Origin of the sequence: Paraburkholderia ginsengiterrae, from assembly GCF_001645125.1 — a bacterium.
Taxonomy (GTDB): Bacteria; Pseudomonadota; Gammaproteobacteria; order Burkholderiales; family Burkholderiaceae; genus Paraburkholderia; species Paraburkholderia ginsengiterrae.
Map to the genome: position 1 here is coordinate 123,009 of NZ_LXKA01000076.1, position 24,064 is coordinate 147,072.

22 protein-coding genes and 1 pseudogene are annotated in these 24,064 nt (G+C 64.9%); 12 read left to right on the forward strand and 11 right to left on the reverse strand.

Annotated features, from left to right (window positions below; translation table 11 throughout):
• Positions 1–22: 22 nt before the first annotated feature.
• Genes A6V37_RS05890 through A6V37_RS05905 form a run of 4 tightly spaced genes read right to left on the reverse strand, consistent with a single transcriptional unit; the run spans position 23 to position 3,663 of the window.
• A complete protein-coding gene (locus A6V37_RS05890) occupies positions 23–649 on the reverse strand; it encodes an ABC-type transport auxiliary lipoprotein family protein (RefSeq protein WP_064266727.1) in 627 nt (208 codons plus the stop codon).
• A gap of 29 nt (positions 650–678) precedes the next feature.
• Positions 679–1,638, reverse strand: a complete 960-nt coding sequence (locus tag A6V37_RS05895; protein ID WP_064285849.1) for an MlaD family protein — start codon at positions 1,636–1,638, stop codon at positions 679–681.
• Between the two features lie 16 nt (positions 1,639–1,654).
• A complete protein-coding gene (locus A6V37_RS05900) occupies positions 1,655–2,533 on the reverse strand; it encodes an ABC transporter ATP-binding protein (protein ID WP_064266729.1) in 879 nt (292 codons plus the stop codon).
• Positions 2,530–3,663 carry an MlaE family ABC transporter permease gene (locus A6V37_RS05905; protein WP_064285850.1) on the reverse strand — a complete coding sequence of 378 codons (1,134 nt, stop codon included), beginning with the start codon at positions 3,661–3,663 and terminating at the stop codon, positions 2,530–2,532. Before A6V37_RS05905 ends, A6V37_RS05900 begins: the two co-directional genes overlap by 4 nt.
• A gap of 106 nt (positions 3,664–3,769) precedes the next feature.
• Here A6V37_RS05905 and A6V37_RS05910 point away from each other — a divergent pair, with 106 nt between their 5' ends.
• The 3 genes from A6V37_RS05910 to A6V37_RS05920 are packed head-to-tail and all read left to right on the forward strand — an operon-like array spanning position 3,770 to position 5,794.
• The gene (locus A6V37_RS05910; protein ID WP_064266731.1) at positions 3,770–4,687 is read left to right on the forward strand and encodes a biotin--[acetyl-CoA-carboxylase] ligase; all 918 of its coding nucleotides are present in this window, start codon (positions 3,770–3,772) and stop codon (positions 4,685–4,687) included.
• Positions 4,684–5,502, forward strand: coding sequence for a type III pantothenate kinase (locus A6V37_RS05915; RefSeq protein ID WP_064266732.1), 819 nt, complete (start codon positions 4,684–4,686; stop codon positions 5,500–5,502). The genes A6V37_RS05910 and A6V37_RS05915 overlap by 4 nt, the downstream gene beginning before the upstream one ends.
• 52 nt (positions 5,503–5,554) lie before the next feature.
• Complete coding sequence (locus tag A6V37_RS05920) at positions 5,555–5,794, forward strand: hypothetical protein (protein ID WP_064266733.1); 240 nt, start codon at positions 5,555–5,557, stop codon at positions 5,792–5,794.
• 27 nt (positions 5,795–5,821) lie between these two features.
• Here A6V37_RS05920 and rfaE2 read toward each other — a convergent pair whose 3' ends face one another.
• From rfaE2 to A6V37_RS05950, 6 genes are all read right to left on the reverse strand, one after another.
• Positions 5,822–6,304 carry a D-glycero-beta-D-manno-heptose 1-phosphate adenylyltransferase gene (rfaE2, locus tag A6V37_RS05925; RefSeq protein WP_064266734.1) on the reverse strand — a complete coding sequence of 161 codons (483 nt, stop codon included), beginning with the start codon at positions 6,302–6,304 and terminating at the stop codon, positions 5,822–5,824.
• Positions 6,305–6,471: 167 nt separating this feature from the next.
• Positions 6,472–7,344, reverse strand: coding sequence for a ferritin family protein (locus A6V37_RS05930; RefSeq protein ID WP_064266735.1), 873 nt, complete (start codon positions 7,342–7,344; stop codon positions 6,472–6,474).
• A 576-nt stretch (positions 7,345–7,920) separates the two neighbouring features.
• Complete coding sequence (locus A6V37_RS05935) at positions 7,921–8,709, reverse strand: PhaM family polyhydroxyalkanoate granule multifunctional regulatory protein (RefSeq protein WP_064266736.1); 789 nt, start codon at positions 8,707–8,709, stop codon at positions 7,921–7,923.
• A gap of 80 nt (positions 8,710–8,789) precedes the next feature.
• Positions 8,790–9,680, reverse strand: coding sequence for an enoyl-CoA hydratase/isomerase family protein (locus tag A6V37_RS05940; RefSeq protein WP_064266737.1), 891 nt, complete (start codon positions 9,678–9,680; stop codon positions 8,790–8,792).
• A 72-nt stretch (positions 9,681–9,752) separates the two neighbouring features.
• Positions 9,753–10,985 carry an ABC transporter substrate-binding protein gene (locus A6V37_RS05945; protein WP_064285851.1) on the reverse strand — a complete coding sequence of 411 codons (1,233 nt, stop codon included), beginning with the start codon at positions 10,983–10,985 and terminating at the stop codon, positions 9,753–9,755.
• A 268-nt stretch (positions 10,986–11,253) separates the two neighbouring features.
• Positions 11,254–12,237, reverse strand: coding sequence for a fumarylacetoacetate hydrolase family protein (locus tag A6V37_RS05950; protein WP_064266739.1), 984 nt, complete (start codon positions 12,235–12,237; stop codon positions 11,254–11,256).
• 125 nt (positions 12,238–12,362) lie between these two features.
• Between A6V37_RS05950 and A6V37_RS05955 the strand changes: the two genes are divergently transcribed.
• The 7 genes and pseudogenes from A6V37_RS05955 (at position 12,363) to A6V37_RS05985 (ending at position 20,501) form a co-directional block, all read left to right on the forward strand.
• A complete protein-coding gene (locus A6V37_RS05955) occupies positions 12,363–13,262 on the forward strand; it encodes an IclR family transcriptional regulator (RefSeq protein ID WP_064266740.1) in 900 nt (299 codons plus the stop codon).
• A gap of 49 nt (positions 13,263–13,311) precedes the next feature.
• Positions 13,312–14,625 carry a DUF3108 domain-containing protein gene (locus A6V37_RS05960; RefSeq protein ID WP_064266741.1) on the forward strand — a complete coding sequence of 438 codons (1,314 nt, stop codon included), beginning with the start codon at positions 13,312–13,314 and terminating at the stop codon, positions 14,623–14,625.
• A 178-nt stretch (positions 14,626–14,803) separates the two neighbouring features.
• Positions 14,804–15,592, forward strand: a complete 789-nt coding sequence (locus tag A6V37_RS05965) for an alpha/beta fold hydrolase (RefSeq protein WP_064266742.1) — start codon at positions 14,804–14,806, stop codon at positions 15,590–15,592.
• A 119-nt stretch (positions 15,593–15,711) separates the two neighbouring features.
• Positions 15,712–15,969, forward strand: a complete 258-nt coding sequence (locus A6V37_RS05970; protein WP_064266743.1) for a BTH_I0359 family protein — start codon at positions 15,712–15,714, stop codon at positions 15,967–15,969.
• Between the two features lie 294 nt (positions 15,970–16,263).
• Positions 16,264–17,334: a homocysteine S-methyltransferase family protein gene (locus tag A6V37_RS05975; RefSeq protein WP_064266744.1), complete on the forward strand. Its 1,071-nt coding sequence runs from the start codon at positions 16,264–16,266 to the stop codon at positions 17,332–17,334.
• 80 nt (positions 17,335–17,414) lie between these two features.
• Positions 17,415–20,135 (forward strand): annotated as a pseudogene (gene metH, locus A6V37_RS05980) (methionine synthase); the annotation flags it as partial.
• A gap of 156 nt (positions 20,136–20,291) precedes the next feature.
• Positions 20,292–20,501 carry a hypothetical protein gene (locus A6V37_RS05985; RefSeq protein ID WP_064266745.1) on the forward strand — a complete coding sequence of 70 codons (210 nt, stop codon included), beginning with the start codon at positions 20,292–20,294 and terminating at the stop codon, positions 20,499–20,501.
• Between the two features lie 133 nt (positions 20,502–20,634).
• Here A6V37_RS05985 and A6V37_RS05990 read toward each other — a convergent pair whose 3' ends face one another.
• Positions 20,635–20,961, reverse strand: coding sequence for a DUF1840 domain-containing protein (locus tag A6V37_RS05990; RefSeq protein ID WP_064266746.1), 327 nt, complete (start codon positions 20,959–20,961; stop codon positions 20,635–20,637).
• Positions 20,962–21,266: 305 nt separating this feature from the next.
• Here A6V37_RS05990 and argS point away from each other — a divergent pair, with 305 nt between their 5' ends.
• A complete protein-coding gene (argS, locus tag A6V37_RS05995) occupies positions 21,267–23,057 on the forward strand; it encodes an arginine--tRNA ligase (protein ID WP_064266747.1) in 1,791 nt (596 codons plus the stop codon).
• A gap of 61 nt (positions 23,058–23,118) precedes the next feature.
• Entirely contained in the window at positions 23,119–23,937 is an 819-nt protein-coding gene (locus tag A6V37_RS06000) for an SPOR domain-containing protein (protein ID WP_064266748.1), read from the forward strand.
• Positions 23,938–24,064: the final 127 nt, after the last annotated feature.

Sequence of the window (24,064 nt, forward strand, 5' to 3'; positions counted from 1 at the left end):
CGTTGCGTGCGCTGCAAGCCGGTCATTGCGCGGCGACCAGCGCCTGCACGCCGAGCCACGCGACGATCTGCGCGACCAGATCGTCGCTGGCGGTGGCGAGCGCCTGCGCGCCGCCGGCGGCATCCGCCGAACTGGACGGCGCGCGCGCGATAAACGTGCGCTGGCCGATCACCTTGCCGCTCTGCGTGAGCGTGGCGCGCGCGGTGATCGCGCCGTGACTTTCGGACTGACTGTCGAAGACCTGTTCGAACTCGCTCAGATCGACCTTCAGCATCGGCGCGCTCACGCCGTCGGCTCCCGTGAGCACGGTGCCGCGCGAACTGAGCGCGCCGCGCAGGCGCTGGGTCAGCAACTGCGACGGCGCCATGATCCAGTGGCTATTCGCGTAAGCCGCTGTTTGCTGCGCGTCGGCGTAGCTGAGCCGGTACCGCAGTTTGTCGGACTCCAACACGTCGGGCGCGCTCACGTCGAGCACCTTCACCGCCGGCATCGCGCCGGCGGACGCTGCCGGTTTCGGCGGCCCGAAGTCGTAGCGGATGTCCGAGAGCGCCGCGGGCGTGCCCGCGCAGCCCGCGGCCAGCATGCCGAACGCGAGCAGCACCGCGAGAGCGGCGCTGGAGGACAACAATCGGTGAATCGAGCGTGACATGACAATCTTCCTTTCTTCAAACCTTCCAGTCATCGGGCAGCGGCGGCGGGCCACCTGAAGCCGGGCTCGCCTGGGCCGGGCGCCGCACCCGGCGCGCCGAACAGCACGCTGCGCGGATTGGTGCTGAACGTGTCGGCGGCACGATCCACCGAGCGAGCCGCGGAGCGCACGTCTTCAGCCAGCGAGTTGACGCGCGGCAAGGTGTCGTAGCCCACCTTCGACGACAGTTCCTGCAATGAGCCATTCATCGTCGTCAGCGCGTCGCCGGCCTGCTGCGCCGCCGTGCCGACCTTGTTCAGGTTGGTCTCGAACGGACCGTCCGGGCGGCTCAGCCCGGTGATCAGCTGATTGGTCGACGCGAGCGTGCGATCCAGCTGGTCGATCGTGCCGGGCAGCTTGCCGACGGCCGGCCCCAACTGCTGGGTCAGCGTGGCAACGCCGTCCGCCGCCTTCTGGAGACTCGTCGCGGTGCTTTGCAATTGCGCAGCCATTTCCGGCGACAACAGATTGTCGACGTCGTCCGCGACTTTCTCGAGTTTGCTCAGCAGCACTTCGCCACGCCGCTGCAGCTGATCGAGCAGGCCGGGACGCATCGGCAACTGCGCGACGTTTTTCGCCGACGACGGCAGCGGCGACAGATCGCGCCCGTTGTCGTCGAGCTGGATGAAGGCAATACCCGTCACCCCCTGGAACCCCAGGCTGCCGAAAGTCGAACGGGTGATCGGCGCGTGCGTGTCGACGAGGATGCGGATCAGAATCTGCCCCGGGTGACTCGGGTCGAATTTGATCGACTGCACCTTGCCGACGTCGAGCCCGCGATAACGCACCGCCGCGTCGGTATAAAGCCCCGTCACGTTGGTGCGCGCAATCAGGTCGTAAGGCACCCGCACGGAACGGTCGACGTTGAACAGAAAAGCCGCCATTGCGATGGCAGCCAGCAAGACCACTGTGAAGAGCCCGGCCCAGAAAGCATGTGATTTATTTTCCATTGTCAGGTTCCCTGGTTCACAGCGGCAGTTCGGACGACGCCGGCTCGAGCGCCGCGCGCGGCAGCTTCGCGCGGCGCTCCGGCGGCAGCGCCTGTAACGCGCGGCGCCCGCGCAGGCCGAGGAAATATTCGCGAATGAAAGGATGATCGACCGCCGCGGCCTCCTCGACCGGCGCAGCAACCAGCACCTTGCGGTCCGCCAGCACGGCGACGCGGGTGGACAGCGCGACCATCGTGTCGAGATCGTGAGTGACCATCACGACCGTCAGCCCGAGCGCGCGATGCAGCGCCGAGATCAGTTCGACGAACTCATCGGACGCCTGCGGATCGAGCCCGGCGGTCGGTTCGTCGAGGAACAGCAATTCGGGCTCGAGCGCAATCGCGCGGGCAATGCCCACACGTTTGATCATTCCGCCCGACAAGGCCGACGGCATCTTCAACGCATGCTTGCAAGGCAGCCCAACCATCTCGAGCTTGAGCATCACGATGTCGCGCAACAGGTCTTCGGGCACCTTGCCGAGTTCGCGCACTGGCTGCGCGACGTTGTCGAACACCGAGAGCGAGGAGAACAGCGCGCCGCGCTGAAACAGCATGCCGGAGCGGCTGCGCATCAGCAGCGCGGTTTCCGGTGAGATGGTCGCGAGATTCTCGCCGAACAGCTTGATGGTGCCGGACGACGGACGCTCGAGACCGAGGATCTGCCTCACGAGGGTGGTCTTGCCGGAGCCCGAGCCGCCGACGATCGACATGATCTCGCCGCGCCGCACCTCGAAATTCAGATGCTGATGCACGATGTTGCGGCCGTAGCGCTTGGTCACGTCGATCACCTCGATCACCGGTTCGGCGATCGACGGCATCGGCTGGCCGCGCACGGCCTGAGTGAGTGGCGCGATCATCCGAGCCCCACGTTCTGAAAGATAATCGCGAACACGGCGTCCGCGAGAATCACGATGGTAATCGAGGTCACCACCGAGGTCGTCGTGCCTTCGCCGAGACTCTGCGAATTGGCCTTGATTCGGAAACCGAAGTGACAGCCGACGATCGCGATCAGCATGCCGAACGCGACACCCTTGCCAAGACCGATCCACAGATTCGCGACCGGCACCACGCCCGGCAGGGCCCGCGCGAAGTAGCTCATGTCGATCCCAAGGGCGAGCTTGGCGGCAAGCGCGCCGCCCGTGAGCGCAATGATGTTGGTCCACATGACGAGGAGCGGCATCGCCACGCCGAGCGCGACCACGCGAGGGAGGATAAGCCGCAGGCCATGCGGAATGCCCATCACGCGCATGGCGTCGAGTTCCTCGGTCACGCGCATCACGCCGATCTGCGAGGTGATCGCCGAGCCCGAGCGGCCGGCCACCAGAATCGCCGCAAGCACAGGCCCAAGCTCGCGGATCACTGAAAGCCCGAGAATATTGACGATGTACTGGTTCGCGCCAAACAGCCGCAACTGTTGCGCCGACAGATAGCTGAGCACAATGCCGATCAGGAACGCGACCAGCGCGGTGATCGGCAAGGCCTGCGTGCCGGCGTTATAGATGTTCGCGGAAATTTCGGTCCATGGCGTGATTTTAGGTTTGCGCGCGATCGCCAGCAGATCGAGCACCACCCGCCCAAACATCGCCACGCCACCATACAGATGCTCAAAGAACGCGAAGATCCCCAGTCCCAGCCGCGTGAACGGGTCGAACTTGACCACCGGCTCGACCGTCTCGCGTACGGTGTCGAGCAAGGCGATGCGCTCGAAAATGTCGCGCTGCGTATCGGTGAGCGTGGTGTCCGGAGGCATCTTGCGGCCCCACACCCGCCACAGCGCCTGGCCGCCGACGTGGTCCATGCGGTCGATGCGCGACAGGTCCCACTGGCCGATGCTCTCGGCGCCGACCAGAGATCGCAGGTGCGGCATCACCTTGCCGGTGGCGCGGTCGCGCGCGAGCGCGAGCGCCGTCCACTGGCCCGAGAGCCGGACGATCTTGCCTTGGCTGCCTGCCGCGACTTCAAGGCCGGGCGGAGTGTCGTAGTTCAAGGATCGCTGAGTCTGGTGATCGGATTAAGGGCCATTGTAACGAACGCGCGGCGAATGAAGCATGCTCCTGGGCTCACAGGGGTTCGCTGTCGCTACAATATGAATCATGAACGCTTCCAGCACTCCTCCCCAAGGCGCAGCTACGGGTGCGCCCCAAGCCGACTGGCGCATCGACCGCGAGCGCGCCGTCGCCCTGTTCGGCCCGCACGCGCATGACTGGCCAATTGAAATTGTCGAGGAAACCGGCTCGACCAACGCCGACCTGATGGCGCGTGCTAAAGCGCTGCCGCGCAAGGCCGGCGCGCTGCCGCGGCCGATCGTGCGGGTCGCCTATCTGCAAACCGCGGGACGTGGCCGCCGCGGCCGCCCGTGGTACGCGGAGCCGGGCAATGCGCTGCTGTTCTCAGTGGCGTGCGTGCTGCCGCGTCCGCTTGAAGGGCTGGCGGGCCTGAGTCTCGCGGTGGGCGTCGCGCTCGTCGACGGGCTGCGCTCGCTGCCGGTCGCCGGCCCCGGCCAGATCGCGCTGAAGTGGCCAAACGACGTGCTGCTCGAAGGCGACAAGCTGGCCGGCATTCTGATCGAAACCGCGTGGAGCACCGACGATGCCAGCGCAGTGGTGATCGGCATCGGCACCAATGTGAAGGGCGCGGACGAACTTGCCGCCAAGGTCGGCGCACTGAACGCCGACGCGCCGCCGCAGGCGCGCGGCACCGTCCCGACCGCGCTACAGCGCGCGCTGCCCAACGCCAACCTCACCGATACGCTCGCCGCCGAGCTGAACGCGCTCGAACCCGCCTTGCAGCGCTTCGGCGCCGAGGGCTTCGCGCCCTTCCAGGCGCGCTGGAACGCCATGCACGCCTATGCCGGCCGCGAAGTCGTGCTGTTGGAACAAGGCGCCGAAGTGGCGCGCGGGGTGGCGGCAGGCGTGGACGAGCGCGGCCAGTTGCTGCTCGACACCGCAGCCGGCCGCCAGGCCGTCGCGACCGGCGACGTCTCGCTGCGTCTGGCCGACGGTGCCGCATGACGAGCGGCGCGCCTTATCTGTTGATCGACGCGGGCAATAGCCGTATCAAGTGGACGTTGGTGCGGGCGGGAGGCGCGCAGATCGCCGCCGGCGCCCTGGCACATGGCGGCGCGGAGCAACCCGGCTGGTCCGGCTTGCCGACGCCCGGCGGTGCATGGCTGTCGAACGTCGCGGGCGAAAGTGTCGCGGCGCGGATCGCCGCTCTGCTCGACGCCCACTGGCCGCAACTGCCGCTCACGACGATCCGCGCATGTGCGCAGCAATGCGGCGTGACCAACAGCTACACCACGCCCGATGCGCTCGGCAGTGACCGCTGGGCAGGCATGATCGGCGCGCATGCGGCGTTTCCGGGCGAGCATCTGCTGATCGCGACGTTCGGCACGGCCACCACGCTCGAAGCATTGCGCGCGGACGGCTGCTTTGTCGGCGGCCTGATCGCGCCCGGCTGGACCTTGATGATGCGCTCGCTGGGCGAGCACACCGCGCAACTGCCGACGCTCGACGCCGGCGCGGCGCGCGGCCTCCTCAGCGGTGGCGGCGGTGCGCCCGACGCAGCTCGCCGCGGCCCGTTCTTCGCCACGGATACGCCGCGCTCGCTGTCAGCCGGGTGCACGTTGGCGCAAGCAGGCCTGATCGAGCGGATGTGGCGCGATCTGCAGGATGAATGGCAAGTGCCGGTGCGCCTCCTGGTCAGCGGCGGCGCCGTGGACGAAGTGGCCCGTGCGCTGAAAGTGCCGCATACTCGCCACGATTCGCTGGTGCTGTCCGGTCTTGCGCTGATTGCCGCCGAACGCACCGCGCAACACGGTGGCTGAATTAAGCCGTGGAGATTACGGCGCCTTAACTTCTGGACAGGGAAAATCGACCATGCTGCGCTGGCTGATCGCCATTCTGTTTCTTGCCAACATGCTGGCGTTTGTCGTCATGCGCGGCGTATTCGGCCCGACGCCCACAGCCGGTGGACGCGAGCCGAACCACCTGATTCGCCAGATTCATCCGGAGTGGCTGAAGGTGCAGCCGGTCGCGTCATCCGATGCCGCCGATCAGCCGGTGGTAGGTGGTCCGGCGCCGGCGGCGCCGATCGCGGCATCTGTATTGCCGCAGTAAAAGCGTGCGCGGACGAGGCCGGCGTCATTAGCCCTGCGTACGGACTTTCTTCAGAAGCGCGGTAGTCGAGCGATCGTGCTCGAACGGAATCGCTAGCGCCTTCCCGCCCCAACCGCGCACGATGGCCGACTCGGGCAAGGCGTCCATGTCGTAGTCGCCGCCCTTGACCAGCACGTCCGGCCGCAGCGCCGAAATCAGCTCGACGGGCGTCTTCTCGCCAAAGCACACCACGTAGTCGACGCTCTCCAGCGCCGCCAGCAACGCCATCCGGTCGGCTTCGTTATTGATGGGGCGGTCGTCGCCCTTGCCGAGCATGCGCACCGAAGCGTCGCTGTTCACCCCGACAATCAAGCATGCGCCCAGCGCCTTGGCATCCGCGAGATAGGTGACGTGCCCGCGATGCAGGATATCGAACACGCCGTTGGTGAACACGACCGGTGCACTCAGCGAAGGACGCAATGTCGCCAGCGCATCGCGCGGCAGAATCTTGCGTTCAAAAATGGCAGCCATGAGAAAGTCGGAAAGAAACCAGAAAGTGCCGTCACGATACACGGTGGACGGCGTGAAGCAAAACGGCCCGGCAAGCTCACGCGTGCCGGGCCGTTTCTAAAAGCGTCAAACCGGTTCGCGGCGCCTCAAACTGCGCACCGCGAATCTGGCTTTCCTGCTCAACACCCTCAAGCAGGCTGTTCAGCCGAATTCTGATCGACCTGGAGACGCGCCACCACTTCCTTGCGGTAGCGATTCAGCTCCTGCGCCGTGTTGAAGGTGCGCTCGAACAGAATGGACAGGTTGTGCAGAATGCGCTCGACCACCTTCTTTTCCCAGCCGTCGTCGAAACGGATCTGCTCGTCGAGCCAGCGCTCGAGCCATTCCGGGTCCGGCAGACGCGACTGAATCGTGTCGCGCGGGAACAGCGCCTGATTCACGTGCAGGTTGGTGGGGTGCAGCGGCTTTTCGGTGCGGCGCGCCGATGCCATCAGCACACCGATCTTCGCGAACGCAGCGCGCGCGATGTCGCCGGTTTGCGCCATGGCTTTCTTCATGTAGCGCAGATACGCGCCGCCATGACGCGCTTCGTCGCGCGAGATGGTTTCGTAGATGTGCTTGATGACCGGCTCGGTGTGCCATTCGGCTGCACGGCGATACCAGTGATTCAGGCGGATTTCGCCGCAGAAGTGCAGCATCAGGGTTTCGAGCGGCGGCGCCGGATCGAACTCGAAGCGCACGGCGTGCAGTTCCTCTTCCGTCGGGCACAGCTCCGGCTTGAAGCGGCGCAGATATTCCATCAGCACCAGCGAATGCTTCTGTTCCTCGAAGAACCACACGCTCATGAACGCGGAAAAATCGCTGTCGTGATGGTTGTCACGCAAGAACATTTCCGTGGCCGGCAGCGCCGACCATTCGGTGATCGCGTTCATCTTGATCGTCTCAGCCTGCTCGTCGGTCAAGAGCGATGCATCGAACTTGTCCCAGGGAATGTCTTTCTCCATGTCCCATCGAACGGATTCGAGCGATTTATAAAGTTCCGGATAAAGCATGGTGTTCATAGTCCCACCCCTGTTCTGCACATACTGTGTGTGTCTGCCACTACTACGTGTAGCGCTTTTTCTCACGACAAACCGATCGCACCCTCTGCGCGCCGCCTGTCGGCCAACATTCAATTTTACGCGGTAATCGGCCGCCTAGACGCATCTGACGGCAAAGAAGTCCGGACGTTTGCACATGCGCGCTTAACTTCACGCAACGCGATGCGCTGCCAACCGTGGGTGAGGAATGCCCTGTGCCTGAGGTCGAGCCAGTTTGCAGTGGAAACCGCACCGTCCAGCCCTGCGCCGGCGCTACCGGCGGCGAATGAAGCAAGGGCGGCTGGATTGGTTGTTTTCAGCGCATGCCCCAAAGCCCGATAAAGCTTACACAATGATAGCACGCTGACCTGACGAAACCGGCGCCGCAACGGGCGCGACTCCCGTGCGCGCCTGACTTCCGTCAAGAAAAACGCACGCTTCGCGGAGTGTGGCGGACGATCGGGGACAAAACCATGACAGGCGGCAAATCCCCCTGCATGCCTGCACCCTCGACGCCCGGCCACGCCACCGCCCCTTGCTCCCGCCTTGCTCCGGCCTTTAAACCGGCTTTTTCGCTGCTTTCGGCGCGGCGCCCGTACTGGCTGGGCGCTTCGTCGCTGCCGGCGCCCGCTTCGCGGCCGGCCGCCTGGCCGCGGGTTCGCCTTGCTGGGCCGGCGCCTGTGGCTCATTCGCCCCTTCGCCCCGGCTCTCCGCGGATGCCGATGCCGCGCCTGACGCGGAATTCGCTGCCGCGCCGCCTACTGCATCCGCCACAGCCGCCGACTGCGCCGTCGCGAACTGGGCGATCTGATTGAACTGGGATTGCAGCAGATTCCACCAGGCGGACGCGTCGAACGACGGTGCGGCGGGAGCCTCTTCGTCGCCTGAGGGCTCGGCGGCCGGTGCGGCGGCACTGGCTGCGGCCGCAGCGCCCGTTTGCGGCCAGCTCGCCGCCGGCGCGGGGGCCGCGGCCTCGGCGGACGCCGCCGGCTGCGCCATCGACGACTGCGCAAACGCGCCGAACGCACGCAGTGTCGCAAGCGTGGCGCGCTGCACTTCGAGCGCCTGGATCGCCGATTGCAGCATGCTCAGATTCAGCTTGAGCCATTGCTCGACCGCGCGCATGTCGGTGATGCGCTTGTCGAGCTCCTCGACGTTGGTGAGCGGCGCCATCATGTCGGACATCATCGACAGCGAGGGCCCGAGGCCGCCGGAGGGCTGCCCGCCGGCAAAAGCCGAGCCGAACGGCGACAGCCGCATCATGCCCCACATGCGTTCGAGCATTTCAGCGGGCGGAAAACCCGGAAAACCGGGAAACGGCGGCGTGGAGTCAGGAGTATCGGTCATGCTGGTCGCCTCGCTGCATAAGGGGAGAAAGGGGGCGCTGTCCGCGCGCCGGGTTCGATCATACCGTGCGCCAGGCGGGCTCAGGCGCTCTCGCCGTGCGCGGCGTCATTGCCATTGCCGGACTGAGCGCGCCACGGATCGGCACCGCCAAAATCCGGCGCACGCCGCTCGCGCAGCGAGTTCACGCCCTCGCGCACGTCCGGGCCGGCAAAGCCCATGAATTCCAGCGCGAGCGACGTATCGAACGCGGGCCCCGCCGAGCGCAGCCAATTGTTCAACGCATATTTGGTCCAGCGGATCGCTGTTTGCGAGCCGTTGGCCAGCTTCTGCGCCACCTCGACTGCCTTGGGCAGCAGATCGGATTCGTCGACGGCAAGCGAGACGAGGCCGATACGTTCCGCCTCTTCGCCGCTCACCGGCTCGCACAGCATCAGGTAATACTTGGCCTTCGCCATGCCGCACAGGAGCGGCCAGACGATTGCCGCGTGATCGCCCGCTGCGACACCCAGACGCGTATGACCGTCGATAATGCGCGCCGTTTTCGCCGCGATCGAGATATCGGCCAGCAGGCCTGCCACGAGTCCCGCGCCCACCGCCGGACCATGCATGGCCGAGACGATCGGCTTGCTGCAATTGATCACGTTGTAGACGAGATCGCGCGCCTCGCGCCACACCCGCGCGCGCACGTCGAAATCGGTTGCCATGTCTTCGACGAGTTGCAGATCGCCGCCGGCCGAGAAGCCCTTCCCTTCGCCGCGAATGATCGCGACGCGGGTCTCGGGATCGCGGTCGATATCACGCCAGATCTCCGCGAGTTCGAAGTGCATGCGCGCATTGGCAGTGGCGAGCCCACTGCGGTTCGCGCCCTCGCCGCTCATGATGACTTCGAGCACGCCATGCGGATGGCGCCGCAACTGAAGCGACTGGTAGTGCGCATAAAACGCGTCGTTAGCGTGTGATGCCTGGGACATGATGAGCAATCCGTCTATCGGTGTGTCTGTTGAACCGGACCGCGTTCGTCGAGCGGCGCGTGCGCCCCTCAGTTAGCGCGGCTGATAAACCCACTTGGCGTTCATGATTTCGACCATCACGCGCGCCCGCTGATCGAGGCCGAGGTGGTCGCTGGTGCTCATGTTGACCACGCCGTTGGTGTCCGCGAGACCTCGCGTTGCTTCGAGCGCGTCGCGCAGCGCGTGGCGAAACTCCGGCGTACCTGGCGCGGCCGCTTTCAGCGCGACCGGCACGGCACTGCCGAGCAACATGCCCGCATCCCACGTATAAGAGCCGAACGCCGAGACGCTGCCCGTTCCGCGCAGCGCTTCGAAGCGCCCAATGTAATCGAGCGCGAGACGCTTGGCCGGATGGTCGGCCGGCAACTGCGCGGCGACCAGCACCGGACTCGCGGGCAAGAACGTGCCGTTGCAATCGGCGCCGCATACGCGCAGGAAGTCATTATTGCCGACGCCATGGTTGTGATAGATCAAGCCTTTGTAGCCGCGCTCCCTGAGTGTCTTCGGCGGCAACGCGGCGGGCGTGCCGGCCGCGCCGACCACCACCGCGTCGGGATGCGTCGCGAGCATTTTCAGCACCTGGCCGGTCACGCTCGGATCGGTGCGATTGAAGCGCTCGCTTGCCACCATCTCGATGTGATGCAGTTGCGCGAACTTCGCCACTTCAGTGTAGAACGTCTCGCCGAGTGCGTCGGCCTGACCGATGAACGCGATGGTTTTGACACCGTGCGCGCTGGCGTGCTCGGCGATCGCCGACGCCATCATCGCGTCGGTCTGCGGCGTCTTGAAGACCCAATGGCGTTTCGCATCCACGGGCTCGATGATTTTCGCGGACGACGCCAGCGAGATCATCGGCGTTTCACCTTCGGCCACCACGTCGATCATCGCCAGCGAATTGGGCGTGATCGAGGAGCCGATGATCGCATCGACGTGATTCTCGGAGACCAGCTTCTTGGTGTTCTGCACGGCTTGCGTGGTGTCGGACGCGTCGTCGAGCACGATGTATTCGACGGCCTGGCCGCCGATCTGTTTGGGCAGCAGCGAGACCGTGTCGCGTGCCGGAATGCCGAGCGAGGCGGCCGGCCCGGTCAGCGACAACACGAGGCCGATCTTGACCTGGGCCAGCGCCATGCCGGGCAACGCGCCGGCCAGCGCCGCGCATAAGGCGGCCGCGCGGCGTGCAAGTCCGTCGCGCGACGGCGCCAACCGCTCGCTCGATTCGCGAACACGGGGTGTTCCAGCTTCAAAGAGTGTGGTTAGCGGCATGCTGTCTCCTCACGTCGGTTTTTCGTTTTGATGTACTGCCGATCTACTGCTCGAGAGTGCTGCTCATCTGTCTTTCACGCGCTACCTCGCGGCCCTCTGCCGGCCATTCCTCAGCCGGCCACCCCCGGGCCATGCCGCCGCGCCAGTCAGTGTAGCCGCGCTCACCCGCAGCGGCATCGGGCGAAACCCTTTCGGATCCGGCAAGACTCGCGCGGACGCGGCAGGCGCGCCACGTGCCGCGTGCCACGTGCCGCACAAAAGCGGTGCGTCACTCCAGCGGCGCGATACTCTGGTCGATCGCGCCGAAAATCGACTTGCCCGCTTCGTCGAACATTTCGATCTTCACGGTATCGCCATATTTCATGAATTCGGTCTGGGGCGCACCGTGCTCGATAGTTTCGAGGCAGCGCTTCTCGGCAATACAGCAATAGCCGCGCTTCGCATCCTTGTTCGACACCGTGCCCGAGCCCACGATCGCGCCCGCGCGCAAGTTGCGCGTCTTCGCCGCGTGTGCGATCAGCTGGCCGAAGTGAAACACCATGTCGGTGCCGGCGTCAGGCTGGCCGACTTTCTTGCCGTTCCAGTGGACGATCATCGGCCGGTGCACGCGGCCCTCGCGCCAGTGCTCACCCAGCTCGTCGGGTGTCACCGCGACCGGCGCGAACGACGTGGCCGGCTTGCTCTGGAAAAAACCGAAGCCCTTCGCGAGTTCGGCGGGAATCAGATTGCGCAACGACACGTCGTTGACGAGCGTGATCAGACGCACGCTCCGGAGCGCCTGCTCGGGCGTGGCGCCCATCGGCACGTCGGTGGTGATCACCGCGACTTCCGCTTCGAAGTCGATGCCGAATGCTTCGGACGCGCACGTCACATCGTCTTTCGGGCCGATGAAATCGTCGCTGCCGCCCTGGTACATCAGCGGATCGGTCCAGAACTCCGGCGGCATCTCCGCGCCACGCGCGCGCCGCACCAGCTCGACGTGGTTCACGTACGACGAGCCGTCGGCCCACTGGAACGCGCGCGGCAGCGGCGCCATGCAGTCCTTCGCGTCGAACGGGAAAGCGTTGCGCGCGCGGCCCTGATTGAGCGCGTCGTACAGGTCGTGCAGTTGCGGCGCGTAGAAGGCCCAGTCGTCCAGCACGCGCTGCAACGTGGGGGCGATCGCGTCGGCGACGGCCGCGGTGTGCAGGTCGCGGGACACGACGATCAGCTGGCCGTCGCGCGTGCCGTCCTTCAGCGTGGCAAGTTTCATAGGGGAGTGAACCGTGTTAGTGACGATAGAAGGAATCTATTCTACGATGGTGAATCGGCGTGGCCCAAGCGCCCGCCATCGTCTTTGTCCTCCATCACCTTTGAATGCGCCCCCGCGCCTCGCTCATGCCTCCAACTGTCCGCACCGGCGCAATCCGTACCGACACCGACGCCACTGAACCGATCGAGACACCCGAAACCGACGACGACAGCGCTGAAACCGGTGAGGAGAAACTGCGCTCGGGCATCCAGTCCATCGAAGTGGGGTTCAGATTGCTCGACGTGCTGACCCACGAGCCACGCGCGATGATGTTGCGCGATCTCGCGCAGCGCGCGGGCATGAGCCCGGCGAAGGCGCACCGCTATCTGGTGAGTTTTCTGCGCCTCGGCGTGGTGTCGCAAGACCCGCTCTCAGGCCGCTACGAGCTGGGCGGATTCGCACTGCAACTGGGACTCGCGCGGCTTGCCCGTGTCGACGGCGTCAAGCTCGCGCGCATCGCGCTCTCCGAGCTGCGCGACCGGCTCGATCTCACGGTGGGCATCGCGGTATGGGGCAATCAAGGACCGACCATGGTGCACTGGATGGAGTCGAGCCACCCTGCAAAAGCCTCGCTGAAACTCGGCGACGTGATGCCGCTGCTCAGCTCCGCCACCGGCCTGCTGTTTGCTGCGTATCTGCCGTCGAGCAAGACTGCCGCCATGCTCGAACGCGAACTGGCCGATTCACGCCGCTCGTCGCACATGAGCGGCCCGCGCACGCGCGAGGAGGTCGAGCAGGTTCTCGCACAAGTGCGGCAACACCAGGCCGCGCGCGTGGAAGGCATGTTGCTGCCGACCATTCACGCGTTCTGCATGCCGGTGTTCGACTCGACCGGTGAACTCGCCCTTGGCCTCATCGCGCTCGGTCATGAAGGCGCATTTGACATTCGCTGGGGCGGCGAGATCGATACGGCAATGCGCGAGTGCGCGCAAAAGCTCTCGTATGAGCTGGGATATAGTGCGACGCCGCGCGACGAGCGCGAGTGACATGTTGAACCTGTCCTGACGCGCCCTGTCCATACCCGTTCATTCGCCTATGACTTCAGCCCTCGCCACACGCCGCTCCGACCGCCTGCCGCCCAACGGGCCGCGCGGTGGCGCGCGCGCGTGGCGCTGGGTCGCGGTGTTGCTGGTGGTGGCCGTTCTGCACTGGATCGCGTTCCAATGGGTCGAGCGCAATCGCGCCTCGTTGAATCCGTCGGACAACGCGCACGTGCCCGTGCAGGTCGCATTGCTGACGCCCGAGCGTGTCGAACGCAACCCCGAAGGCAACCCGGCCACCGCACCTTCGGCGGCTGCACCCGCGCCCACACATCGGCCTGCGGCAAGCAAGCCACGCGAACACGTGTTGACGTCGATACAGCCGGCGCAACACGCAGCGCCGCAAGCGGCGGCAACACCTGCCGCATCGGACACCGCAGCAAGCGCGCCGGCTGCGGCAACGCCCAACGCGAATTCCCATGCCGCCGCGAGTACCGCAGGCACGGCCAGCGCCCCCGGCGCCGCGAGCGCGCCGCAAGCCGCGCCTGGCGTCAAGTTTTCCGTTCCGCCCTCCGGCGAGCTGCAATACGACACGTTCTACAACGGCGTGCGCAACCAGCCCGGCACGATTCATTGGACCAGCAGCGCACAAAACTACGAAATGGTCGTGTCCGTGCCGCTGCCTTTCGTCGGTACATTCGTGTATTCGAGCCATGGCCGCATCGACGCGTTTGGCCTCGCGCCGGACCAATACATCGAAAAGCGCGGCCGCCGGGCGGAAGACATCGCGATCTTCAATCGTGCCGACAAGCAGATCGCCTTTACGCGCACCCCGGCCACGCTGCCGCTAAGCGACGGCGCTCAGGACCGTTTCAGCGTGGTGATGCAGCTCGCGAGCCTCGTGCGCGGCGACCCGGCCACCTACAAACCTGGCGTGACGCGTCAGTTTTTCGTGGTGGATAACGACAGCGGGGAAAACTGGCCGATCGAGACCATCGGCGACGAGACTATCCGCACGGCCCAGGGCTTCCTCGAAACGCGCCATTTCAAGCGCTTGCCCCGGCATGACGGCGACATGCGCCGTATCGACGTATGGCTTGCGCCGTCGCTCGGTTGGCTGCCCGCGCGGATCGTTCAGACGGAACCGAACGGGACACAATTCGAACTGGTGTGGCGCGGCAAACTCAATGCCGACGCCACCGACGGCTCATCCGGCAACACCGCCGACAGCGGTGCGAGCACGGTTTCCCCTGACCATTCGGCGAGCCCATCTCCATCCGCCACATCGGCGGCAACGCCCGAAACCGCGCCCCTACCCCCCGCAGATTCGGCCAATTCCGCCACGACGCCCGACATCATCAAGCCCTGAACGCCTCGCACTCGAGCCAGGCCTCGAGCAGATTGCGAACTTTCCGCGACCATGTGGACTCGCACACACTGAAACTGCCGTTCGCGCGTATGCTACGTCTATGGATCCGCCGCACGGTCAGGGCGGAACCCAGCGCGCGAATGGTCCCTTCCACTGCGTTGCCCTTCAAGGAGCCCGCATGCAAGTGAACATCAACGGCATCGAGACGCGCTATGTGCTGAGCAATGAGGGCGGCGGCCCATGGTTGACGTTCATTCATCAGCTCGGTGGCGACCTGTCCGTCTGGGACCAGCTCGCCGGCTATTTCCGCGATCGCTACACCGTATTGCGCTATGACCTGCGCGGCCACGGCAGGACCGCGGCATCGGGCGCATCGTTCGGTGTCGCCAATCTGTCACACGACCTCGCCACGCTGCTCGATACGCTCGGCGCATCCAGCAGCCATCTGGTCGGCATGTCGATGGGCGGCATGATCGCGCAACAATTCGCAATGGATCATCCCGCGCGCGTGAACACATTAACGCTATGTGACACAAGCGGCGGCACGCTGCCGGAAGCCCGCGCCATCTGGGATCAACGCGCCGCGGCAGCCCGCAAGGACGGCATGGCATCGCTCGTGCCCGCTACATTGAGCCGCTGGCTAACAGCCGAGTTTCAGACCGCGCACCCTGAAGCTGTCGAACAGATCGTCGACGTGCTGACCCACACGTTGCCAGAAGGCTACGCCATGGCGTGCGAAGCGCTGCGCGATTTCGACGCACGCGGTAAGCTGGGAACCATCCGCTGCCCAACATTGACCGTGGCGGGACGCCACGACACGGGCACACCGCCTGCTGCTACGCAGGCAATAGCCGACGCCATTGAAGGCGCACAGTTCGAACTGCTTGATGCCGCACATCTCGCGCCCATCGAGCAACCTCACCGTTTTGCTGCACTGCTTGAAACGTTTCTTGAAAGGCCGGTCTAACCGGTAGGTTCGGAAATTTTTGCGAGCGTCAATCCGGACCCACCCCTTGAATTCCACACCATAAGCTCCACGTATGGCGCAGGAATGGCCAGGAGCCAACGGAAATAAGGAGTGTCGCCATGCAAATGATCTACAACAGCCCCAACTATTGCGTCGTTGAATTTCCGCCGCAGGAAGGCCCGCTGGCCATGAAGTCAGGCGGCTATGAGATCGTCGACAAGAACCTGCAGCGCGAGATCTACATCGACGGCGCAATGGCAGCGCGTTTTCGCGAGCATGTGCAAAAGCTGATCGAAGAGGAGCCGTCACTGGATGAAGTCGACGAATTCCTCGGCCAGTTCGACAGCCTGATGCATCAACCGGTGATTCTTCACTAACCGCAGGTCAGCACAGGGTTCGATTTAACGTTTTTGGCGACATACATCGACCGCGCCGTCCGGCCCAGCAGGTGGGGAACCCGGCGGCTTTTACAAGCCGGTCGGCAATTGTGAAACGGCCCAGCAGGCTTTTGCCTCGCCGGGCCGTTTTCTTTTAACACTTGGCTGTTCACGTGCTTTTACGTCGCGCCTCCGGTAACCCGGGTGGCCGCCTCGCCCGCTCCAGGCGGATCCGCCCGGCAGCGGCTACAATGACAGGTTTCCCGAAAAAGCCGGCGCAAGCCCTCGTCCGCCATGACCCAGCCCGCTCAAACCGCCACGCCAGTCCGCACCGACACCGCCTACACGCGCGGCACGGCGCTGCCCGCGCTGCTCAAGTCGCGCATCCTGATACTCGACGGCGCGATGGGCACGATGATCCAGCGCTACAAGCTCGACGAAGCCCGCTACCGCGGCGAGCGCTTCAAGGACTACGGTCGCGACATCAAGGGCAATAACGAGCTGCTGTCGATCACGCAGCCGCAGATCATCAGCGAGATTCACGAGCAATATCTGGCGGCGGGCGCCGATATCATCGAAACGAACACGTTCGGCGCGACCACGGTCGCCCAGGCGGACTATGGCATGGAAGCGCTGGCTGTCGAGATGAATCTCGAGTCGGCGAAACTGGCGCGCGCCGCGTGCGACAAGTACTCCACGCCCGACAAGCCGCGCTTCGTCGCCGGCGCGATTGGACCGACGCCGAAGACGGCGAGCATTTCTCCTGATGTGAACGATCCGGGCGCGCGCAACGTCACCTTCGACGAACTGCGCACGGCCTACTACGAGCAGGCCAAAGCCTTGCTCGACGGCGGCGCCGATCTGTTCCTCGTCGAAACGATCTTCGACACGCTGAACGCCAAAGCCGCGCTGTTCGCTCTCGACGAATTGTTCGAAGACACCGGCGAGCGCCTGCCGATCATGATCTCCGGCACCGTCACCGACGCCTCGGGCCGCATCCTGTCGGGTCAGACGGTCGAAGCCTTCTGGAACTCGCTGCGCCACGCGAAGCCGCTCACGTTCGGGCTGAACTGCGCGTTGGGCGCGGCCCTGATGCGCCCGTATATTGCTGAGTTGGCCAAGCTCTGCGACACCTACGTGTCGTGCTATCCGAACGCCGGTTTGCCGAACCCGATGAGCGACACGGGTTTCGACGAACTGCCCGCCGATACTTCAGGCCTGCTGAAGGAATTCGCGCAGGCCGGCCTCGTGAATATCGCCGGCGGCTGCTGCGGCACGACGCCGGAGCACATTGCGGCGATTGCCAAGGCGCTGGCGGAAGTGAAGCCGCGCCAATGGCCGACGCAATACCGCGACGCGGCCTGAGCCAGGCGGCCCGAACACCGGCCGCCGCCCTCACCCGCTACCGAACCCGACGCACCTAACACGCAAGCCATCGCACCTACGCCATGACCGATCACACCATGCGACTTTCCGGCCTCGAGCCGTTCAACGTCACGTCCGGCACGCTTTTCATCAACGTCGGTGAACGCACTAACGTCACCGGCTCGAAGGCGTTCGCGCGAATGATTCTGAACGACCAGTTCGACGAAGCGATTGCGGTAGCGCGCCAGCAGGTCGAAAACGGCGCCCAGGTTATCGACGTCAACATGGACGAGGCGATGCTCGATTCGAAAGCGGCCATGGTCCGCTTCATGAATCTGATCGCATCGGAGCCGGACATCGCGCGCGTGCCGATCATGATCGACTCGTCGAAATGGGAAGTGATCGAAGCGGGCCTGAAGTGCGTGCAAGGCAAGGCGATCGTCAACTCGATCTCGCTGAAGGAAGGCGAAGACGCGTTCCGCCACCACGCGAATCTGATTCGCCGCTACGGCGCGGCCGCGGTGGTGATGGCGTTCGACGAACAAGGCCAGGCCGACACGTTCGAGCGCAAGACGCAGATCTGCAAACGCTCGTATGACTTCCTCGTGAACGAAGTCGGCTTTGCGCCGGAAGACATCATCTTCGATCCGAACATCTTCGCGATCGCCACGGGTATCGAGGAGCACAACAACTACGCCGTCGACTTCATCAACGCCACGCGCTGGATCAAGGAGAACCTGCCGTATGCGAAGGTGAGCGGCGGCGTGTCGAACGTCTCGTTCTCGTTCCGCGGCAACGACCCGGTGCGCGAGGCGATTCACACCGTGTTCCTCTATCACGCGATCCAGGCGGGCATGGACATGGGCATCGTCAACGCGGGCCAGCTCGGCGTGTACGCCGAGCTCGACCCGGAGTTGCGCGAGCGCGTGGAAGACGTCGTGTTGAACCGCCGTGAAGACGGCACCGACCGGCTGCTCGAAATCGCCGACAAGTTCAAGACCGGCGCGGCCAAGAAGGAAGAGAACCTCGAGTGGCGCAACCAGCCGGTCGAGAAGCGTCTGTCGCATGCGCTCGTGCACGGCATCACCAACTTCATCGTCGAAGATACGGAAGAAGTGCGCGCGAAGATCGCGGCGGCAGGCGGCCGCCCGATCAACGTGATCGAAGGCCCGCTGATGGACGGCATGAACGTCGTGGGCGACCTGTTCGGCCAGGGCAAGATGTTCCTGCCGCAGGTGGTGAAGTCGGCACGCGTGATGAAGCAGGCGGTCGCGCATCTGATTCCGTTCATCGAAGAAGAAAAGAAGCAGCTGGCCGCCGCCGGTGGCGACGTGCGCGCGAAGGGCAAGATCGTCATCGCCACGGTCAAGGGCGACGTGCACGACATCGGCAAGAACATCGTCTCGGTGGTGCTTCAGTGCAATAACTTCGAAGTGGTCAACATGGGCGTGATGGTCCCGTGCAACGAGATTCTCGCCAAGGCGAAGGTCGAAGGCGCGGACATCATCGGGCTCTCCGGGCTGATTACGCCGAGCCTCGAGGAGATGGCCTACGTTGCCTCGGAAATGCAACGCGACGACCACTTCCGCATCAAGAAGATTCCGCTGCTGATCGGCGGCGCGACGACCTCGCGCGTGCACACGGCGGTCAAGATCGCGCCGCACTACGAAGGACCGGTGGTGTATGTGCCGGACGCGTCGCGCTCGGTGTCCGTGGCGTCGAGCCTGCTGTCCGACGAAGGCGCGGCGAAGTACCTCGACGAACTCAAGGCCGACTACGACCGCATCCGCGATCAGCACGCCAACAAGAAGGCGCAGCCCATGGTCACGCTCGCCGAAGCCCGCGCGAACAAGACCAAAGTCGACTGGGCGAGCTACCAGCCGGTTAAGCCGAAGTTCATCGGCCGCCGCGAGTTCAGGAACTTCGACCTGACCGATCTGGCGAACTATATCGACTGGGGCCCGTTCTTCCAGACGTGGGACCTGGCCGGTCCGTACCCGGCGATTCTGAACGACGAGATTGTCGGCGAATCGGCGCGGCGCGTGTTCTCGGACGGCAAGTCGATGCTCGCGCGCCTGATCCAGGGCCGCTGGCTGCAGGCGAACGGCGTGATCTCGCTCCTGCCGGCCAACACGGTGAACGACGACGACATCGAAATCTATACGGACGAATCGCGCACGGAAATCGCGCTGACCTGGCGCAACCTGCGCCAGCAAAGCGTGCGCCCGGTGGTGGACGGCGTCATGCGGCCGAACCGCTCGCTCGCCGACTTCATCGCGCCGAAGGATTCGGGCGTGGCCGACTACATCGGCATGTTCGCGGTCACGGCGGGCCTCGGTGTCGACGTGAAGGAAAAGCAGTTCGAAAAGGATCTCGACGACTACAGCGCGATCATGCTGAAGGCGCTCGCCGACCGCCTCGCGGAAGCCTTCGCCGAAGCGATGCATGCGCGCGTGCGGCGCGACCTGTGGGGTTATGCGAACGCCGAAAACCTCTCCAACGACGAGCTGATCGCCGAAAAATATCATGGCATCCGCCCGGCGCCCGGCTACCCGGCCTGCCCGGACCACCTGGTGAAGCGCGACATGTTCGACGTGCTGCAAGCCACCGAAATCGGCATGAGCGTGACCGAATCGCTGGCCATGCTGCCGGCGGCAAGCGTCTCGGGCTTCTATCTGGCGCACCCGGACAGCACCTATTTCTCGGTGGGCAAGATCGGCCAGGACCAGCTGGAAGACTACGCACAACGCATGTCGCTGTCGAAAACGGATGCCGAGCGAGCCCTCGCCCCTCTGCTGTAAGCCCTGCGGGGCGGGGAACGCACTATATCCGGCGTGAAAAGCTGAAGATTTGCGGCAGTGTAATTTTCGTCTTTGTAGACTGAAGCGGGTTTACCTCGCCAGACGCGGCCAAAACGCGTCGGCTTATTGATTGCAATCGTCAACGGAGAAAATAGTATGAAGAAGCTGACGCTGTTATTGACCGCTGTTTCACTCGCCGCAGGCGCCTCGGTGGCGCTGGCTCAACCCGCCGCACCCGCCGCTTCCAGTTCGGTCAGTTCGTACTCGCCGCCCACGGAGAAACACGTCAAGAAGCCGAAGAAGGCAAAAGTCAAGAAGGGTGCGTCGGCTCCCATGGCCGCCCCGGCGGACGCCGCCAGCCAGTAAGCCGCATGGCCGGACCGGTCGGTTCAGGCCGCGCAATGACAAAGAGCCCGCGTCGAGCGGGCTCTTTTCATTGGTGCGTCAGGGTTGGCGCCGCGGCTGCATGAGCCGCCGCAGCCGGCACACCCGCGGGGGATCAGAGGCCCCAGACGATATCCGCGTTTTCCTTCTGCGCCGCGCGCAGCATGTCGAGGAACGGATACGCGCGCTGCGCGAGTCCCGGCGGAATCTCGTGATGCTCGTGGCCCTCTTCGCCTTCGTGGAAATGGCCGTCGTGCTCGGCGCGCTCCTGCTTGTCGACGTGAATGGCCGTTTCGAGTTTGGTGATCGCTTCACCCAGTTCGTCGTGAGTAATGACGCCGCGTTCACCCAGGCGCTTGCCGACGATGCCGACCAGATATTGCGCGAGATTTTCTAGCATCATCACGTCCGGGCTGGCGCGGCATTTGAAAGTAATCAGCATGACTGTTCCCTTTTCGTTATGTTGGATTGACGCGCGAGCCGGCCTGACGGCAGACACCTACGCGCGTTACGTTGGCTCGCCAGTCAGGCGCGGCGGCCACGGCCCTTGCTGGGCATCTCATTGAACATATTAGCACCTGCTAAAATCCGTCTGAACGGAAAAGCGTACCGCCATGCGCCGCGCGCAGCGGCACGCCAGGCAGCGCGGCCCGGCCGGTTGACCGCAACCCGCCTGCCGCCGGGGCCTGTCGCCCGGGCCGCACCTATTCCGCCTCACCGGATTGCCTCACTGGACTCGCAACAAGCATGCTGCCCGCACATAAACATACCCTCGAAACACTGCTCGCCGACACGGTGAAGCAGGTTGCGCTTGCCTCGCAAGGCGCGACCGAAGCCGCATTCGTGTCGCCCACCATTACGCTGGAGCGCCCCAAGGTCGCGGCGCACGGCGACGTCGCGTGCAACGTGGCGATGCAACTCGCCAAGCCGCTGCGCGCCAACCCGCGCCAGCTTGCGCAACAGATCGTCGACGCGCTGCTCGCGCAGCCACAAGCCAAGGGGCTCGTCGAAGCCGCTGAAGTGGCTGGCCCCGGCTTCATCAACCTGCGCCTCACGGCGGCCGCCAAACAGGCGGTGATCGCCGCCGTGTTCGCGGAGCAGGCGGCATTTGGCCGCTCGCAACGCGACGCCGGCAAGCACGTGCTGATCGAATTCGTCTCGGCCAACCCGACCGGCCCGCTGCACGTCGGCCACGGCCGCCAGGCCGCGCTCGGCGACGCGCTTTCGAACGTGCTGGCCAGCCAGGGCTGGGACGTGCATCGCGAGTTCTATTACAACGACGCCGGCGTGCAGATCGGCACGCTCGCGCTGTCCACCCAGGCGCGCGCACGCGGCCTCGCCCCCGGCGACGAAGGCTGGCCGGCCTCGGCGTACAACGGCGAGTACATCGCCGAGATCGCCAAAGACTATCTGGAGGGCGCCACCGTGGCCGCGAGCGACGGCGAGCCGGTCACCGGCGCGCGCGACGTCGAAGACCTCGATGCGATCCGCCGCTTTGCCGTGGCGTACCTGCGCCGCGAGCAGGACATGGACCTGCAGGCGTTCGGCGTGAAGTTCGACCAATACTACCTGGAGTCGTCGCTGTACACGGAAGGCCGGGTCGAGAAGACCGTCGAGGCGCTGATCGCCGCCGGCAAGACCTACGAACAGGAAGGCGCGCTGTGGCTGCGCACCACCGACGACGGCGACGACAAAGACCGCGTGATGCGCAAGACCGACGGCACTTACACGTATTTCGTGCCGGACGTCGCCTATCACGTCGCCAAGTGGGAGCGCGGCTTCACCAAGGTCATCAATATTCAGGGTTCGGACCACCACGGCACGATCGCGCGGGTGCGCGCCGGCCTGCAGGGTCTCGGCGTCGGCATTCCGAAGGGCTATCCCGACTACATCCTGCACAAGATGGTCACGGTCATGCGCAACGGCGAAGAAGTGAAGATCTCCAAGCGCGCCGGCAGCTACGTGACCGTGCGCGACCTGATCGAATGGTCGGGCGGCGCGACGCCGGGCTCGGAAGCCGCCGTCGATCTGATCGACGAAGAGACGATTCGCCGCGGCCGCGACGCGGTGCGCTTCTTCCTGATTTCGCGCAAGGCCGACACGGAATTCGTGTTCGACATCGACCTCGCGTTGAAACAAAACGACGAAAACCCGGTGCACTACGTGCAATATGCGCACGCGCGGATCTGCTCGGTCATCGCCGAGTGCAAGGCGCGCTACAACACGGACGAAAGCACGCTGGCGGCCGTGGACGTGACCCCGCTCACGAGCGAGCGCGCCATGGCGCTGCTGAACAAGCTCGCCGAGTTCCCGGACATGCTGCAGCACGCCGCCGACGAACTCGCGCCGCACGCGGTCGCGTTCTATCTGCGCGACCTCGCCGGGGAATTCCACTCGTTCTACAATGACAAAGCCGAACGCGTGCTGGTCGACGATGCCGCCGAGCGCAATGCACGCGTCGCGCTTCTTGCGGCCACGCGTCAGGTGCTGGCCAACGGTCTGGCGACGATCGGCGTCTCCGCTCCCGTCAAGATGTAAGTCCTCCGGCGTAACATGCACGCGGCCGTCGCTATAATCGGCGGCCGTTCCAGGATTCTTTTTGCAGGTGATTCATACGATGGCAAAACCACGCCGCACAACGAAGCAATCGAAACAAACCGGGGGTACTTTTCTCGGTATCGTGCTGGGCCTGATCGTCGGCCTTGCGATCGCGGTAGTGGTGGCGCTGTATATCACCCGTGCGCCTACGCCGTTCGTCGCGAAGGTGGCGCCGCCCGCGGCGTCCGATACCGGCGCGAGCCAGCAGCAGTACGACCCGAATCGTCCGCTGCAAGGCAAGACGCCTGGTCAGCCGGTGCCGCAGGCCGCGCAGCCGGCGCCGCCGAACACCGCGCCGGGCCAGACCAATGCGCAGACCCAGTCGGGCATGCTGGAAGAACCGCAGATCGTCGAAGTCCCGCCCGCCAACGGCAACAACGGCGGCGCGAACGGCACGGCGGTTGCGCCGAAGCCCGCGCAGGACAACGGCGACAACACGGCTGCCGCACCGGTGAAGAAGCCGCAGGCCTCCAGCGCACCGGCCGCCACCGTGGCAAATGTGCCGCCGAAGAGCACCTCGTCCACCACGGCTGCCAACACCAAGCCCAGCTCGGGCGCGGCGCCGACGGCGGGTGATGCGAACACGGGCTACTTCCTGCAAGTGGGCGCCTACAAGACCTCGGCGGACGCCGAACAGCAGCGCGCGCGTCTCGCCTTCCAGGGCTTCGAATCGAAGGTTACGCAGCGCGATGCCGGCGGCGTGACGTATTACCGTGTGCGTATCGGGCCGTTCTCGAAGTTCGAGGACATGAATTCGAGCCGTCAGCGTCTGTCCGACGCGGGCGTGGATACCGCTGTGATCCGCTTCACGAAGCAATAAGCAAACAATAACCATACGGCGATTTGCCGGGACGCGCCGCCGCCGAACTATCGGCGTGCGGCGCGTGTCACAAGCACGACGGACGATGGAAAACGTCCAGCGCCGAATCTGAAGACAGTGGCGGGCA